Origin of the sequence: Bifidobacterium santillanense (genome assembly GCF_018555385.1) — a bacterium.
Lineage (GTDB): Bacteria > Actinomycetota > Actinomycetes > Actinomycetales > Bifidobacteriaceae > Bifidobacterium > Bifidobacterium santillanense.
Genome location: NZ_JAFEJS010000001.1, coordinates 364,751 through 380,669 on the forward strand (window position 1 = coordinate 364,751; position 15,919 = coordinate 380,669).

Annotated in this window: 15 protein-coding genes; 10 read left to right on the forward strand and 5 right to left on the reverse strand. The window is 66.4% G+C overall.

Annotation, left to right across the window (positions count from 1 at the left end):
• Window positions 1–55: 55 nt before the first annotated feature.
• Window positions 56–595, forward strand: a complete 540-nt coding sequence (locus JS528_RS01730) for a peptidylprolyl isomerase (RefSeq protein ID WP_214357365.1) — start codon at window positions 56–58, stop codon at window positions 593–595.
• 86 nt (window positions 596–681) lie between these two features.
• Here the strand turns inward: JS528_RS01730 and JS528_RS01735 are convergent, their stop codons facing one another.
• Genes JS528_RS01735 through JS528_RS01745 form a run of 3 tightly spaced genes read right to left on the reverse strand, consistent with a single transcriptional unit; the run spans window position 682 to window position 3,836 of the window.
• Complete coding sequence (locus JS528_RS01735; RefSeq protein ID WP_214357366.1) at window positions 682–3,012, reverse strand: RelA/SpoT family protein; 2,331 nt, start codon at window positions 3,010–3,012, stop codon at window positions 682–684.
• Window positions 3,013–3,058: 46 nt separating this feature from the next.
• Entirely contained in the window at window positions 3,059–3,541 is a 483-nt protein-coding gene (gene dut, locus JS528_RS01740) for a dUTP diphosphatase (protein WP_214357367.1), read from the reverse strand.
• 1 nt (window position 3,542) lies between these two features.
• Window positions 3,543–3,836, reverse strand: a complete 294-nt coding sequence (locus JS528_RS01745; protein WP_043163868.1) for a DUF4193 domain-containing protein — start codon at window positions 3,834–3,836, stop codon at window positions 3,543–3,545.
• A 160-nt stretch (window positions 3,837–3,996) separates the two neighbouring features.
• On the opposite strand from JS528_RS01745, the gene sepH reads away from it, so the two are divergent.
• Window positions 3,997–5,088, forward strand: coding sequence for a septation protein SepH (gene sepH, locus JS528_RS01750; protein ID WP_214357368.1), 1,092 nt, complete (start codon window positions 3,997–3,999; stop codon window positions 5,086–5,088).
• Between the two features lie 22 nt (window positions 5,089–5,110).
• On the opposite strand, the gene JS528_RS01755 is transcribed toward sepH, so the two are convergent.
• Window positions 5,111–6,406, reverse strand: coding sequence for an alkaline phosphatase family protein (locus tag JS528_RS01755; protein WP_214357369.1), 1,296 nt, complete (start codon window positions 6,404–6,406; stop codon window positions 5,111–5,113).
• Window positions 6,407–6,524: 118 nt separating this feature from the next.
• On the opposite strand from JS528_RS01755, the gene JS528_RS01760 reads away from it, so the two are divergent.
• From JS528_RS01760 to JS528_RS01770, 3 genes are all read left to right on the forward strand, one after another.
• On the forward strand, window positions 6,525–9,200 hold the full coding sequence (locus tag JS528_RS01760) for a DNA gyrase/topoisomerase IV subunit A (RefSeq protein ID WP_214357370.1): 2,676 nt from the start codon (window positions 6,525–6,527) through the stop codon (window positions 9,198–9,200).
• Window positions 9,201–9,531: 331 nt separating this feature from the next.
• Window positions 9,532–9,813: a hypothetical protein gene (locus JS528_RS01765; RefSeq protein WP_214357371.1), complete on the forward strand. Its 282-nt coding sequence runs from the start codon at window positions 9,532–9,534 to the stop codon at window positions 9,811–9,813.
• Window positions 9,810–10,118 (forward strand): hypothetical protein, encoded by a 309-nt coding sequence (locus JS528_RS01770; protein ID WP_214357372.1) that lies wholly within the window; start codon window positions 9,810–9,812, stop codon window positions 10,116–10,118. Before JS528_RS01765 ends, JS528_RS01770 begins: the two co-directional genes overlap by 4 nt.
• Window positions 10,119–10,182: 64 nt before the next feature.
• Here the strand turns inward: JS528_RS01770 and JS528_RS01775 are convergent, their stop codons facing one another.
• On the reverse strand, window positions 10,183–10,731 hold the full coding sequence (locus JS528_RS01775; protein ID WP_214357373.1) for an LURP-one-related/scramblase family protein: 549 nt from the start codon (window positions 10,729–10,731) through the stop codon (window positions 10,183–10,185).
• 229 nt (window positions 10,732–10,960) lie between these two features.
• Between JS528_RS01775 and JS528_RS01780 the strand changes: the two genes are divergently transcribed.
• From JS528_RS01780 to JS528_RS11470, 5 genes are all read left to right on the forward strand, one after another.
• Entirely contained in the window at window positions 10,961–11,662 is a 702-nt protein-coding gene (locus tag JS528_RS01780; RefSeq protein WP_214357374.1) for a response regulator transcription factor, read from the forward strand.
• Between the two features lie 206 nt (window positions 11,663–11,868).
• Window positions 11,869–13,014, forward strand: a complete 1,146-nt coding sequence (locus tag JS528_RS01785; protein WP_214357375.1) for a 4-hydroxybutyrate dehydrogenase — start codon at window positions 11,869–11,871, stop codon at window positions 13,012–13,014.
• 216 nt (window positions 13,015–13,230) lie between these two features.
• The gene (locus JS528_RS01790) at window positions 13,231–14,049 is read left to right on the forward strand and encodes a hypothetical protein (RefSeq protein WP_214357376.1); all 819 of its coding nucleotides are present in this window, start codon (window positions 13,231–13,233) and stop codon (window positions 14,047–14,049) included.
• A complete protein-coding gene (locus JS528_RS01795) occupies window positions 14,036–14,347 on the forward strand; it encodes a transcriptional regulator (RefSeq protein WP_214357377.1) in 312 nt (103 codons plus the stop codon). Before JS528_RS01790 ends, JS528_RS01795 begins: the two co-directional genes overlap by 14 nt.
• 218 nt (window positions 14,348–14,565) lie before the next feature.
• Entirely contained in the window at window positions 14,566–15,900 is a 1,335-nt protein-coding gene (locus JS528_RS11470) for an ABC transporter ATP-binding protein (protein ID WP_240541238.1), read from the forward strand.
• Window positions 15,901–15,919: the final 19 nt, after the last annotated feature.

Sequence of the window (15,919 nt, forward strand, 5' to 3'; positions counted from 1 at the left end):
ACGGATTCCACACGTCGTGGACCGTCCCCTTTCCTTTGCGTTAGACTGGTGCCCTATGAGCACTATCATCATGCACACCTCCGAAGGTGACATCACGATCAACCTGTTCGACGACAAGGCCCCGGAGACGGTGAAGAACTTCCTCGGCCTCGCCACCGGCGAGAAGGAGTGGAAGGATCCGTACACCGGAGCGCCCTCCCACGAGAAGTTCTACAACGGCCTGACCTTCCACCGCATCATCAAGGACTTCATGATCCAGGGCGGCTGCCCGCTGGGCAACGGCACCGGCGGCCCCGGCTACGACTTCGACGACGAGATCGATCCGTCCCTGAAGTTCGACCGCCCCTACCTGCTGGCCATGGCGAACGCCGGTCTGCGCCGCGGCATGGACGGCAAGATCCACGGCACCAACGGCTCCCAGTTCTTCATCACGACCGTGCCGACGCCGTGGCTCGACGGTCACCACACGATCTTCGGCGAGGTCGCGGACGACGAGTCCAAGGCCGTGGTCGACAAGCTCGAGGCGCTGCCGACCGACCGCATGGACCGTCCGACCGAGCCGGCCGTGATCCTGTCCGTCGACGTGGCGGAGTAACCGCCGGGCCGACCTCGACAACGATATGACAAGTGCGGCTCCCCTCCTTCGAGGGGAGCCGCACTTGTCATATCCGTCCCGAAATCCTACTTCATCTTGCGCAGACGCGGTTCGGCGGAGTCCTTGGCGCCGGTGATGCGGTAGACGTCGAACACGCCGTCGATCTTGCGCACGGCGGCGAGCAGCGTGTTGAGGTGCTGCGGATCGGCCATCTCGAAGCTGAACTGGCTGGTGGCCACGCGGTCGGAGCCCGTGGAGATCGAGCCGGAGATGATGTTCACGCCGTGGTCGGAGAGCACGCGCGTCACGTCGGACAGCAGGTTGCGGCGGTCCAGCGCCTCGACCTGGATCTTGACCATGAACACGCCCTTGGTGCTGGTCCACTCCACCTCGACGACGCGTTCGGACTGCCGCTTCTCCAGATCGATCATGTTCTGGCAGTCGGTACGGTGCACGGACACGCCCTGATTGCGCGTGATGAAGCCGATGATCTTGTCGCCGGGCACCGGCATGCAGCAGCGGGCCAGCTTGACCCACACATCGCCCACGCCCTTGACGGACACGCCGGACGAGCTGTTGACCTTCTGACGGTTCTCGACCGGCTTGAGCGGCAGGACCTCCTGCTCGATCTCCTCGTCGACCTCGTCGGCGCCAGCGTCCTTGACCAGATGGGAGATGACGTTCTGCGTGGAGATCTGGCCGTCGCCGATGGCGGCGAACAGGCCGTCCACGTTCGGGAAGTTGAGTTCGTCGGCGACGCCGACCAGCGCCTCGGGGGTGAGCAGCGTGTTGATCGGCAGACTGCGCTTGCGCATGGCGCGCGTCAGTTCGTCGCGCCCCTCCTCGATGGCCTCGGAGCGGCGCTCCTTGGAGAACCACTGACGGATCTTGTTGCGGGCCTTCGGGCTCTTGGCGAAGCTCAGCCAGTCGCGCGACGGGCCGGCGGTGTCGGACTTGGAGGTGAGGATCTCGACGGTGTCGCCGTTCTCCAGCTTGGTGTCGAGCGGCACGAGACGCCCGTTGACGCGGGCGCCCATCGTGCGATGGCCCACCTCGGTGTGCACGGCGTACGCGAAGTCGATCGGCGTGGCGGCGGCCGGCAGGGAGATGATCTTGCCCTTCGGGGTGAACACGTACACCTCGGCCGAGCCGAGATCCTCCTTGAGGGAGCCGAGGAACTCGTTGGAGTCCGGGGTCTCGCTGGTCCAGTCGGCGAGCTGCTGGATCCACTTGAGGTTGTCGGCCTCGCTGAGCTCCTGGCTCTCGGAGCCCTCGCGCTTGCGATCGGACTTGTCGGGCGAGCTCAGCGCGCGGCCCGCCTGACCGTTCTCCTTGTACTTCCAGTGCGCGGCGATGCCGAATTCGGCGCGGCGGTGCATGTCCCACGTGCGGATCTGGATCTCGACGGGCTTGCCGCCGGGGCCGACCACCGTGGTGTGCAGCGACTGGTACATGTTGAGCTTCGGCATGGCGATGTAGTCCTTGAACCGGCCGGGGACCGGGTTCCACCGCGCATGCACGGCTCCGAGCGCCGCATAGCAGTCCTGGATCGAATCGACGATGATGCGCACGCCCACCAGATCGTAGATGTTGGCGAAATCGTGGCCGCGCACGATCATCTTCTGGTAGATGGAGAAGTAGTCCTTCGGGCGTCCGGTGACGTACGCCTTGATGTGCTGGGCGTCGAGGTCCTCGTTGATCTCGGCCAGGATCTGCTTGAGGTAGACGTCCCGCTGGCCGGCGCGACGGGCCACGAGCACGACGATCTCGTTGTAGATCTTCGGGTAGATGACCTTGAAGCTCAGCTCCTCGAGCTCGGTCTTGATGGCGTTCATGCCGAGTCGGTTGGCCAGCGGCGCATAGACGTCGAGCGTCTCGTGCGCCTTCTTGACAGCGCTGGAGGTCTTCACGTAGCGCCACGTGCGCGCGTTGTGCACGCGGTCGGCGAGCTTGACGACGAGCACGCGCACGTCGCGGCTCATCGCGACGACCATCTTGCGGATGGTCTCGGCCTGGGCCGAGTCGCCGTACTCCATCTTGCTCAGCTTGGTGACGCCGTCCACGAGCCCGGTGACCGTGTCGCCGAATTCGGACCGGCACTGGTCGAGCGTGTAGTCGGTGTCCTCCACAGTGTCGTGCAGCAGACCGGCGGCGACGACGAGCGGACCCATGCCGAGGTCGGCGAGGATCTGCGCGACGGCCAGCGGATGGATGATGTACGGCTCGCCGGACTTGCGCCGCTGCGCCGAATGCTGGATGACCGCGCGGCGGTAGGCGCGTTCGAGGATGGTCAGATCCTCGCCGGGATGGTGGACGCGGCATGCCTGCATGATCGGCAGCAGCGGGTTGATCGGATCCGTGCTGACCTCGCACCCAAGCTTGCGTGCGGAATCGAATTCCATATCATCGCCTGCCATGGCCACCTCCCTCGGTTCGTTCTCTGGCTCTCTATCCTAACGCGTCTCAGGCCACGCCGGTGGAACCGAATCCACGTTCCGCGCGATCGGAGCCGGGAAGGCTTTCGGCGGGAACGAATCTCGCCTCGACGTAGCGCTGGATGACCAGCTGCGCTATGCGGTCGCCCACCTCGAAGTGCGCTGTGCGTTCCGGATCGAGATTGATCAGCGGCACCTTGATCTCGCCGCGGTATCCGGCATCGATGGTGCCGGGCGCGTTGAGCACGGTGACGCCCTGCTTGACCGCCAGTCCACTGCGGGGATGGACGAGGCCCACGTATCCGTTGGGCAGGGCGATGGCCACTCCCGTGGGCACCAGCGCACGTTCGAAGGGCTTGAGATCGAACGCCTCCGCGGCCCTCAGATCGGCACCGGCGTCTCCCGCGTGCGCGTAGAACAGCCGCGCAAGCTCGGCCGGCTGACCGGGATTGACCGCCTTGACGAGAACCTCGGTGTTCTCCGGTTCGTTGTATGCGGGGTCGAAGGTCATATCAGGCGGCGCACTCCTGGCACACGGGCTGGCCGTCGTCGGTCATGTAGGCGAGCTGGCTGCGGTGCTTGACCAGGAAGCATTCGGAGCAGATGAACTCGTCGCCCTGCATCGGGATGACCGTCACGGAGGAGTCCTCGTTGCTCAGGTCCGCGCCCGGCAGCTCGTAGTCCTCGGCAATGGCGTTCTCGTCGTCGTCGATGTCGCTCGAAGAGTTCTGAGAGCTCTTTCCCAGAGCCTGCAGCGATTCCTCGTCCTCGTCCTTGTTGCGGGGGGAATCATAATCCTGAGCCATCGCTATCCTTCCGTCCTTGCGCCGCGCCCCGTGGGAGGCGCGAACATAATGACCAGCTGTGTTTACTCGGCATAGAATACACGATTTGAAATACTCGTAAAGTTCGACACGTGGGGCATACTTGAAGAAGTAACCAAGTTTTACAGAAAGTGGTGCGCGCATGCCTGAGAATTCGCCGAGGGGGGCCCGTCTCGACCATGTTTCCGATGCGGGCGACCTGGTGTTCGAAGCGGGTGGTGAACGGTTCGTCGTCACGGTCGACGACGCGCTGGAGCGTGCGGTGCTCGCGGCGAAGCAGATCCGCATGGAGTCGCGCAGACTGCGTCAGCCGCGCGCGAACGACGCCCTGCCCATCTCCAAGATCCAGCAGCTGATCCGCGCCGGTGCGGATCCCGCCCAGGTCGCGGAGCGCTACGGTCTCGACCAGGCGCTGGTGCGCCGCTTCTCCGCGTCGGTGCAGATGGAGAAGCAGTACGCGATCGAGCAGTTCAAGCGCGTCCCCGCGCCGAAGGAGAGCCGCGTGCGCACGGTGGAGGACCTCATCTACATGACGATGTCGCTGGCGCGCGTCGACCGCAACACGCTCGTCTGGCAGGCCACCCGCCGCGGACACGAGCCGTGGCACATCTGCGCCACGTTCCTCGCCTCGGGGCGCAAGGTGCGCGCCGAATGGACGTGGGACATGCACGACAACACCGTGGTGTGCCTGAACCCGGCTGCCAAGAAGCTGCTGGGCGAGCAGAACCTCGGCCTCGGCGACACGGACGGGCGCCGGGGCGATCTGACGCCGATCATCGAGGAGGGTATGGCCCCGTCCGGCGGGCAGACCTCCGGGGACATGGATTTCCCGTCCGCGAAGACCGATGCCGAGGGCGAACAGGATGTCCGCAATGTGGACTTCTCCGGCGTGGCGCCGGCCGCACCCGCGGTCTCGGCCGCGCCGATCGCGCCGGCCGAAGGCCCCGCCTCGGGCACGGACTCCGGCGTTCCGAACGAGACGCCGTCGTCCACGATGGGAGACATCCCGGCGATCCGGCCCGCGGAGACCACGGCGCCGGCCGCCGCTCCCGCGGACGGCGCCAGCGGCGATCTGCCTCCGGTCCCCGATCCGACCGACGAGGATCGGGCCAACGCCGCGCGCAACTCCGCCAATCCCGCCGCCCCCAACGCCGACGGCGATCAGACGGTCAGAAAGCACCGCACGCGGCGGTCCGCGATCCCGAGCTGGGATCAGATCCTGTTCGGGGAGTGACCCGCCCGACGGACCGGCACGCTCACGCCATGTCGACGAGGCAGGGGATGTCCATCTCCAGCATGGTCTGCGAACCATGCACGCTGGGCAGCCGCGTGGCCTTGTCGGATTGGATGCGCGAATCGACCAGCGTGACCGCCCCGGCGGCCTGCACGACGACGTCGCCGAGCATCGGCTCGACGCGCGGATCCACCGGCCCGAACAGGCCGTCGGCGATGGCCTCGGCCTTCGTGCGCACCAGCGCCCGCTCCCCCAACCGTTCGCGCCATCGGCCGGCCACGTCGTCCGGGCTCGCGTCGTCGTCGACGTAGAGCATGAGCGCACGCGGCTCGCCGCCGACCAGCCTCACGCCGCGCGACAGGAGCGGCTCCTCGGCGATGTCGATGCGCTCGGCCGGATCGGTGGTGACCATACCATGGTCGGCGACGATGACGATCAGCGTGCCCTTCGGGGCCTCGCGGCGCAGCAACGACAGCTGGGCGTCGATGCGCTCGAACATGCCGACCCACTGTTCGGAATCCCATCCGTCGGCATGGCCGACCTTGTCGGCGTCGCGAATGTACAGATAGGACAGGCCCGGTTCTCGCGCGGCGGCAGCGGCTGCGCGCACGCGGTCGTTCGGGGTGACGTTGGGCACGTAGTGCGCCCCGCGCAACGCCGCCTCGGTCAGCGGCGAGCTCCTGAACTTCGCCAGTCCCGAACTCGTGACGCTCACGTCCATGGCGGCGAGCCGCTCGAATACGGTCGGCTCGCGCTGCAGGTCGTGCGGGTCGACGACGGGACCGGCCTTGTCGCTTTCGGCCTTCGGCAGCAGCGGGTCCTTGAACTGGATCAGCTGGACGATCCTCCCGCTCCCGGGATCGAGCTGCGTGTATCCGGCCATGCCGGTCAGGCCGGGGCAGGTGCCGGTGCCGAACACGCCCATCGCGGCCACGGTGGTGCTGGGCGCGCAGGTGGAGATCGGCCGCTGGTTGGTCGTCTCCCGCATCAGGGCGCGCAGATAGGGCGCGTGGCCGAGACGCATGTTGAGGTTCCAGTAGCCGAGGCCGTCCACCAGCACGACGATCGCGGACCGCGCGTCCGGCAGGCCAAGCGCGCGCTGCAGCGCCTTCGGATCGACGTGGACGCGAGTGGCGACCGGATGCCCGATCGCGGCGGACACGGCCGGCAGCACGGAGGACAGGTGCAGCGCTCCCCCGCGCGTCTGCGGGGACCCGGCCGGGCGCTCCCCCACACGCCCCTCCGGCGTCCGGTCCCCGTATTCCGCGGTCGGGACCAGTCGCAGCAATTCGTTCATCTCCGGTACGTCCACACTCATACGGCCCATAGTAATCGTCGCGCGTCGACTTCCCGGTATGCGGGAGACCGTCGCCCCGGTGCCGGCAGCGCTGCTGTTACTATGGTGCGGGTCTGATTTTTCCAAGGAGTCCGCATATATGGCATCGCATCGCAGGAACACCACCTCGGCATATGATCCGCGCACGGTCAAGGAGCATATCGTCGAAACGCCGTTGAACGAGGAGATGAGCAAGTCGTTCCTCGAATACGCGTATTCGGTGATCTACGCGCGAGCCCTGCCGGACGCGCGCGACGGCCTCAAGCCGGTGCAGCGCCGCATCATCTACCAGATGGGCCAGATGAACCTCACTCCGGACCGTCCGTACATGAAGTCGGCCCGCGTGGTCGGCGAGGTGATGGGCAAGCTGCACCCGCACGGCGATTCGGCGATCTACGAGGCGATGGTGCGTCTCGCCCAGCCGTTCGCGATGAGGCTGCCGCTGGTCGACGGCCACGGCAACTTCGGTTCGCTCGACGACGGCCCGGCCGCCTCGCGATACACCGAGGCCCGTCTGGGGCCCGCGGCCCTCGCGATGAACGCGGACATCGACGAGGACACGGTCGACTTCACGCCGAACTACGACAACAAACTCAAGGAGCCGACGGTGCTGCCGTCCGCGATCCCGAACCTGCTGGTCAACGGCGGCTCGGGCATCGCCGTGGGCATGGCGACGAACATGGCCACGCACAACCTCGGCGAGGTGGTCGCGGCCGCCAAGCACCTCATGGCCCATCCGGACGCGACGCTCGAGGAGCTCATGCGCTACGTGCCGGGACCGGACTGGCCGGGCGGCGGCATCGTCATCGGCCGCGACGGCATCCGCGAGGCGTACGAGACGGGCCGCGGCACGCTCACCACGCGTTCGAAGACGCACATCGAGAACGTGACGGCACGCAAGAAGGCGATCGTCGTGACGGAGCTGCCGTACATGGTGGGCCCCGAACGCGTGCTGGAGCGCATCTCCGAGGGCGTCAAGTCGCGCAAGCTGGAGGGCATCACCGGCGCGATCGACCTGACCGACCGTCACAACGGCACGCGCATCGTCATCGAGATCAAGACGGGCTACGATCCGGACGCGGTGCTCGCGCAGCTGTTCCGCCACACCCCTCTGCAGGACAACTTCACCATCAACAATGTGGCGCTGGTCGACGGCCGCCCGCACACGATGGGTCTCAAGGAGCTGCTCGACGTGTGGATCGAGCACCGTCGCGTGGTGGTGCGCCGCCGCAGCGAGTTCCGCCGCAGGAAGGCGCTGGAGCGTCTGCACCTGGTCGAAGGCCTGCTGCTCGCGATGGTCGACATCGACGAGGTCATCCAGGTGATCCGCTCCTCCGACGACGCCGACGCGGCCAAGAGCCGGCTGATGGCCGTGTTCGATCTGGACGACATCCAGGCGCAGTACATCCTGGACCTGCGTCTGCGCAGGCTGACCCGCATGAGCCGCATCGAGCTCGAGGCCGAGCGCGACGACCTGAAGCAGCGCATCGCGGAGCTGGAACGCATCCTCGCCTCGGCCGAGGAGCTGGACCGCGTGGTCGTCGACGAGATGGACAGGACCGTCCAGCAGTACGGCACGCAGCGTCGAACCGTGCTGCTGGACGAGAGCCCGGACGGCTCGCTCGTGCCGGTCGTCGCCAAGGGCGACGACTCCGGGCTGTCGCATGCGGCGTTGGAGGCCGCCCGCGCGGCGACGAACCTCACGTCCGTGCAGGCCGACGTGGCCGCCGCGAACGCCGCAAGGAGAGCCGGCGAGGACGAGGCCGCCGCGGCCGCGCTGCAGATCGGCGACGAGCCGTGCGTGGTGATGATGGGCGCGACCGGGCTCATCGCGCGCACCACGCCGTCGGCGATGGACGTGTACAAGTCGCGCTCCGCCTCCGACAGACGCGTGAAGGACGACCAGATCACGACGATCTTCGCCACGTCCACGCGCGCCACGTACGCGCTCATCACCTCCGCGGGCCGTCTGGTGCTCGCGCACGTGGCGGATCTGCCCGCGCTGCCTCCGTCCGAGACGCTGAGCGTGACGGGCGGGGTGAAGGCCGACGAGCTGATCGGCATGACCGAGTCGACCGACCCGATCCCCGGCGAGCATGTGGTCTCGGCGATCGCGATGGCTCCGGCGGAGGAGGGCGGCGAGCTGCCGTCGCTGGCAATCGGCACGCGCAACGGCGTCATCAAGCGCTGGAACCGCGAGGCTCCGACGACGATGGATTCATGGCCCGTCATCGACCTCAAGGACGGGGATACGGTGCTGTCCGCCGCGCCGGCCGCGGACGAGGACCGTCTGGTCTTCGTCTCCTCCGATTCCTCGCTGCTCACGTTCGAGGCGAGGAACGTGCGTCCGCAGGGCCGCACGGCCGGCGGCATGGCCGGCATCCGTCTGGCCGAGGGCGCGCACGTGGCGGCGTTCGCCGTGATTCCGGCCGGCAAGGTCGCATGGACGTACGAGGAGGGCGAGAACGGGCTGACAGCGGCGTCCGGCGCGGTGGTGCTCACCGTCGCCGGCGACGAGGACGCCCTGCCCGGCACCGAGAACGGATCGGCGAAGGTGACCCCGTTGGAGATGTACCCGACCAAGGGACGCGCGACCGGCGGCGTACGCTCGCAGCGCTTCCTCAAGGGCCAGAACACGCTGATCTTCGCGTGGGTGGGTCTCTACCCGCTCAGGGCCTCGACCGATTCGGGAGCCCCGGTCGAACTACCGAAGCCCGACATGCGCCGCGACGGCTCCGGCGTGGACCTCGCCGCCCCGATCGCGATCATCGGCTAGCCGGAGTCTTCATGGAGGGTCGGGCACCGTCGCGGCACGCGGCGTTGCAGCCATCGCATCCCTCGTATGGGGAAACCGCATGATTCCGCGTACGAGGGATGCGATATCGCGCCATCGTACGCGGAAAACGGTTGATACCGTATACGGAAGTACGGCAGTCAGCCCCGAAAATCATTGAAATTCCGCCGTTTTCCCGTATGGCGACACGAAACGGCCAGGAGATCGCCGTACCCCCCCCCCCCCCACGGAATCTGTACCTTCCGGCCGTACGGGGGCGCACGATTGTTGACAATGTTTGACGGCAACATATGTTGTCAAGTATACTTGTGTTGTGAGATTCGAGAACGAGGACGACGAGCCGTTGATCCTGCCGTCGGCGCTCAAGCACGGGGTATCCGAAAACGACATCCTGCACGCCTGGCGCGAGGCGCGGGGACCGGTGGACATCAACTACGATCGCGACCCGCCCACGTACATGTACGTGGGCCCTGGGGTCTCCGGGGCGGTGTGGTACGAAATCGGCACCGCGTCGAGGGCTGGGTACGACGTGGAGCTGATCGTGCATGCGATGAAGGCCCGGAAACGATACCTGCAAAAGGAAGGACTGCAATGAGATTCGAGGATCTCCCCAAGGCCGAACAGGAGGCACTGGCCGCGTACGGCTATGAAATCGCGGCCGAGATGGAGGCCAAGGACGCGCCTTCGCCGGGCGACCCAACGAAGGATCCGCGCTATGATCCCTCGCGCGAGCTGCGCCGGCTGAACTACCAGCGGCACGCGCTCGACCGCGAGATCGAACGCACGGTCGAGGCCAGCCGCGAGCATGGGCAGTCGTGGAACACCATCGGCAGGGCGCTCGGCGTGACCGCCGAGGCCGCACGCCGACGTTACGGCGTCCGTAAACCCCAGAACATCTGAGCCTCTCGGGAAATCCGCTCACTGCAATCTCAGAGAACGAATTTCCCCGGCTCAAGTCGCCACGTCACAGCGCGGCGGCGGCCATGATGGCGGTTTCGTCGTTGTCGACGGCGCCGATGGCGACGAGCAGGGCGACGACGATCGTGGCGACCGACTCGTCGAGCACGCTCACCTCGCGGTCGTAGGCCGAAAGGAACCGCTGCCGCGCACGGGCGACCGTCTCGCCGTCGCGCGTGACAGTGAGGTCGGAGTTCAACCAGTCGCCCTTCGCCTCGAGACCGACGCCCTCCATGAGATACCGCTTGGTGAAGAACGTAGTCTTCGCGACGATCGACGTGGCCTCGCGACCATCGATCGTGATGGTGAGCTTCGGCGCGAGGCCCGACTGCCTGCGTTGGACCACCGCCACCTCGGGGGCGGAGTCGTCCTCCCCTGCGAAGATGCGGAACGTGCTGGACATGATGCCGACGTTGCCGCGCACGACGTAGCGTACGACGCCGTATTCGTCCGTGACCACGGAGTTCTCCCCCATGAGTCCCTTCTGCTTGATATTGAGGTCCAGCACCATCGCCGACCGCCTTTCATCGCCCTTCACGGCCACGGGATTCCCCATGCCCGCTTCCAGTGTACGGTACGAAACCGGTCCATACGCGGCACTGGATGCGAATTACGGTGATTATCGCGCGTCGTACTGGCTGGCTTCGCGCACGATTTCCCACCATTGTTCGGGAAACAATGGAAACCCGCCCGGCGTCCGCAGCCGAACGTCGCGCTTACGGATTGAGCCCGAGCCATCCGGCGACCCGACGCATGGATACTACACTGGTAGGCGGGAGGCGATTATGAGACTTCTGGTGGCGGTGCGGAACATGGCGTTGTCCCATGCGATCCAGGGCGCGCTCAACAACGCGCGGTACGAGGTCACGGCAATCGAGCCGAAGGACATGGCGGCGGACGGTCCGGCCGCAAAGGCCGTAACGGCGGTATTCGACGAGGAGTCCGCCCCGTTCGACATCGCGGTCGTCGACGCGCCGGGGCTGGTCGCGGCCGCGAAGGCGGCACAGCCGTCGGTACGCACGCTGCTGCTCGCCGCCACATCACTGCGTCGGAATGGCACGTCCACCAGCGGCTCCGCGTCTCTGACTCCGGACTTCCCCGCGACACCGGAAGCGACGCTCAGGCTGCCGTTCTCGGACACCGAACTGCTCTCCTATGTGGAGATGCTGGCGCGCGAGTCGTCCGGCGCCGGCATGGGGACGATGCTCATCCGCGGGGACCTGACGCTGGACCTCAAGAACCGCAAGGCGTACTTCGCGAGCACGCGCAACGCGATGCCGCTCTCCCGCCTCGAATACGACATCCTCGAGACGCTGGTGCGCGCGAGCGGCCGGTTCGTCGGTCTCGACGAGCTCCAGCACGCCGCAGGCGGCTCGTACTTCACGCAGGAGGGACTGGTGCGCCGCGGCGTCGAATCCCTCGACCGCAAACTGCGCAACGCCGGCCTCATCATGACCAAGCGCGACGGCCAATACCGCGTGCTGTAGCCCGTCCGTCCCTCCGCACCCCTCCACTCGCACCGTAACGCTCGAGGCCCGTGCCATGTCCATGGCCATGCCCGCGACGGCATCCGGATACGGCGACATGCGCCCCAAGGCAACATGGCCGATACGTCGCGGGGCTACCATCACGCGCCAACGGAGCAATCCGCGCATCACACGACATCCGGAACGCAAGGGAGGCAGCCGCCATCATGAAGATGCTCACCGTAGGACCGAAGGACATCCACCAGTTCGACACGGTCAAGGAGTTCGCCGAGGAGTTCGGGCTCGGCCCGCGCGATCTGGTCGTCACCATCGGCATGATCCACGACGCGTTCCTCAAGCCGTATCTCAACGGCGCGAACGTGCTGCTCGTCGACAAGTACGGCAACCAGGAGCCGACCGACGTGATGATCGACGCGATCATCGCGGACGCGAAGGCGTTCGACTACGACCGCATCGTCGCGATCGGCGGAGGCGCCGTGATGGACATGTCGAAGATCGTGGCGGTGGCCGGCGGCGCGTCGATCGACGAGGTCATCGACCATCTGCCCGACTTCAAGCGCACGGTGGGGCTCGTACTCGTCCCCACCACGTGCGGCACGGGCAGCGAGGTCACGGAGATCGCGGCGATCAACCGCACGCGCCTCGGCTGCAAGGCGGGCATCGCCGGCCCAGAGATGTTCGCCGACCATGCGGTGCTCATCCCCGAACTGCTGTACGGACTGCCCGACCACGTGTTCATGACCAGCTCGCTCGACGCGCTCGTCCATTCGGTCGAGTCCACGCTCTCGCCGAACGCGACTCCGTACACGCGCCTGTTCGGCTATGAGGCGATGCGCATGATCGTGGGCGGATATCAGGCCATCGTCGAGGCCGGAGGCCCGGACGGCGACGCCGAGAAGCGGCGCGTGAGGCGCAACGAGCTGATGACCGACTTCCTCATCGCCTCCGACTACGCAGGCATCAGCTTCGACACGGGCGGCTGCGCGGCCGTGCATGCGCTGAGCTACCAGCTGGGCGGCAAGTACCATGTGCCGCACGGCGAATCGAACTACGCGATGTTCACCGGCGTGCTGCGCAACTACATGGAGATCAAGCCGGATGGCGAGATCGCGAAGCTCAACGGCGTGCTCGCGGGGCTTCTCGGCTGCGACGTGACGGTCGTGTACGACGAGTTGGAGAACCTCATCAACCGTCTGTTGCCGAAGAAGGCGCTGCACGAGTACGGCGTGACCCGCGAGGACCTGCCCGAGTTCACGGAACGGGTGATGACCACGCAGGCGCGTCTCATGCGCAACAACTACGTGCCGCTCGACGCGGCCCGCGTGCGCAAGATCTTCGAAGAGCTCTACTGACCTCGATTCCCGCCGATGGTTCGTCGGGCCGGACCCGTCTCGCCCCTTCACCGGACGGCCGGCTCCGACGAACCGAACGGATATGGCGGGAGCGCCGTCCAGCGACCGTCCAGCGGCCGTGATGGGAGCGCGGCGGCATGAAACTTGTTTCCGTTGTGGAAAGTGATAGTATTTTCCACAACGGAAAGAGGTTTCGTTCCGAGAGGGGGCATCATCATGACGGACGACATCCGCCGCGAGGCCATATCATCCGGCCCGACGGGCAACGCACCCGACGACGACCGCGACGACTGCTCCGGGGAGGGCGCGGAGCACGCCGCGATGCGCGGCGACGACGTTCCGCACACCGCGTCCGATACGACCGACACGTCCAGAACGTCCGACACGGCCGACGCGACAAACACACCGGACGTTCTGGACGCGCTCGAATCGCTGCACGCGCTGGACACGGACCGCAGGGCGGTCAACGACCGGCTCATCACCGCGACGATGGCGACGTGGAGCGCGGCGCTCATGGGCGTCATCATGGCCATCAACGCCGTCGCCTACTGGCTTCTGGGCTGGACCGTGCTGGGCGGGCACGCTGCGTTCACCTGGACCGAGTACTGGCTCTACATCGGCGGCGCTGTGCTGCTCGTCACGCTGTCCGCCGCACTGCTGGCGTACGGTCAGAAGCACAGCGGCATCGGAATGTGGAACGGCAGGCAGTTCTGGCCCGACAAGCGCCTTCTGAGGGACGGGCGATACCGTCGGATCTTCACCGCCTATCTCGCATGCGTGGTCGTCGTACCCGTGATGATGGCGCTGATCGGCGCCCTCTGCGCGCCGTGGTGGCCGGTCGTCGTGCTCGCGCCGATATGCGGGCTCGTTCCGGCATGGCTCTGCCGCCGGCAGACCGAGGAGTACACGCGGATCATCACCACCCCGCTGGCCCCGGACGCGCCACACGATGCATCGGACTCGCCGGATACGCCGGACTCGCCGCAAGGGACGCACGGAGCACACGAAACGGAGACGTCCCATGGCCTCGAATGATCCGGAACCCGTCTTCAACGAGGTGATCCACGCGCCGGTGCGACTACGGATATGCGGACTGCTCGACACGTACGGCACCGTCCGGTTCGACATGCTGCGCGACACCATCGGCGTGAGCGACGCCGTCTGCTCCAAGCATCTGAAGACCCTCGCCGAGCACGGCTACGTGACGCTCGATAAGAAGGCCGACGGCGGAGGCAGGGCGTACAAGGTCACATGGGTCAGACTCACCCCCGAGGGCGAGGCCGCGTTCCGCTCGCACGTCGCGGCGCTCAAACGCATCGTCTCGGGACAGTAAAGCCGGTCGGGCAACCGTCCGCAACCACACCGTCTCCGACCGGAGACGAATCACACCATCACTTCCCCGTACGGACCATCCCGGCCCGCTTCGCGAGCCGATTCCCACCGGCGAAAGCCGACACACATCACCATCCGGGCGTGAGCCTGCCCGAAAACGGATTCGACCCACCATCCAATTCTCATCCGGCTCATCACCATCACTCCTCGAGGCACATCATGACAGCGATTCTCTATAAGGACCTCATGCAGTTGAGGCACAACACCGCGATGCTGGTCGTCGCCGTTGTCGGCGTCATCATGTCGACACTGCTCGTCGCGCTCATCCCGGTCACGGGCATGGGTGCGACGACGGCGAACGTCGTATACCGGTTCGCCGTGATCGCGCTCGCCATGTGCCTGGCGCCCACGATGTCGTTGGACGCAATCCGCGACGACCTCACCAACGGCGTCATCCCATCGGTCAGGGCGTGCGGACGCCCCTTAAGCCGGTATCTCGCCGCGCAGCTCGTCTACGCACTCGTCCCGATCACCATGCTGTCGCTGGCACTGACGGCGGTCTCGTACCTGTCCGCCTCCGCCCTGCGTCCCTTCATCACGAGCTCCCAAGGCTTGGCGACGGCGTTCATCCCGACGACCGCCGCGCTGGTGATGACCCTGTGGTCGACACTCATCAAAGGAAAGGCAATGACCATGACCGCAACCACGCTTGACCCCGTTCCCACTCCGGTCTCCACCGCATCCGACGCCGTCTCCGCGGCGCACATCCCCTCCGCCCCGACCGCCGTCCGCGTCACGGATATGACGTTCGGTTATCGCCGCAACAAGCCCGTGCTCGAGCACATCGACCTCAACGTGCCGACAGGACAGTCGCTCGGCATCCTCGGCTACAACGGCGTGGGCAAGACCACCCTGTTCGGTGTCATCACGGGACTGTTGCGACCGCGGCACGGCTCGGCCGCGATCAACGCCGACGTGTTCCATTCGATGCGCGAGGTGTTCCAGCTCACCGATTCGGGCAACCTCTCCGCGAACATGACCGTGCGCGAGAACCTGAGGTTCCGCGCGATGCTGTACGCCACGCGCGATGACCCGCATCCGATCGATTTGAAGCACCTGGGCGACCTGCCGATGGTCAGGGCGTTCGAACTTCAGGACCATCTCGACAAGAAGGTCGGGGATCTCTCGTCCGGGCTTCGCAAGCGCGCCGGCATCGTGGCGGGCATGCTCTTCGACCCCAAGCTCATCCTGCTCGACGAGCCGACCAACGCGGTCGACCCGATCACCCGCCAGCTGCTCATCGACCTGATGAGGCAGCTCAAGGCGGACGGCCGCACGATCCTGACCATCACGCACGATCTCGACTACTGCTGGCAGGTCGTCGACCGCGTCGTCATCCTCGACGACAGGCACTTGGTCAAGGACGTCATGCTCGCCGATTTCCCCGACATTGACGCCTTCAAGCGGGCCGCCACGCTCGGCCGCGAGCGCGGCCACGTCGATTTCGGTCTCGGCGTCACCGCCGTCAAGGGGACGGAACCCGCCACCGTCTGAACTTCATACCGGTAAGGAG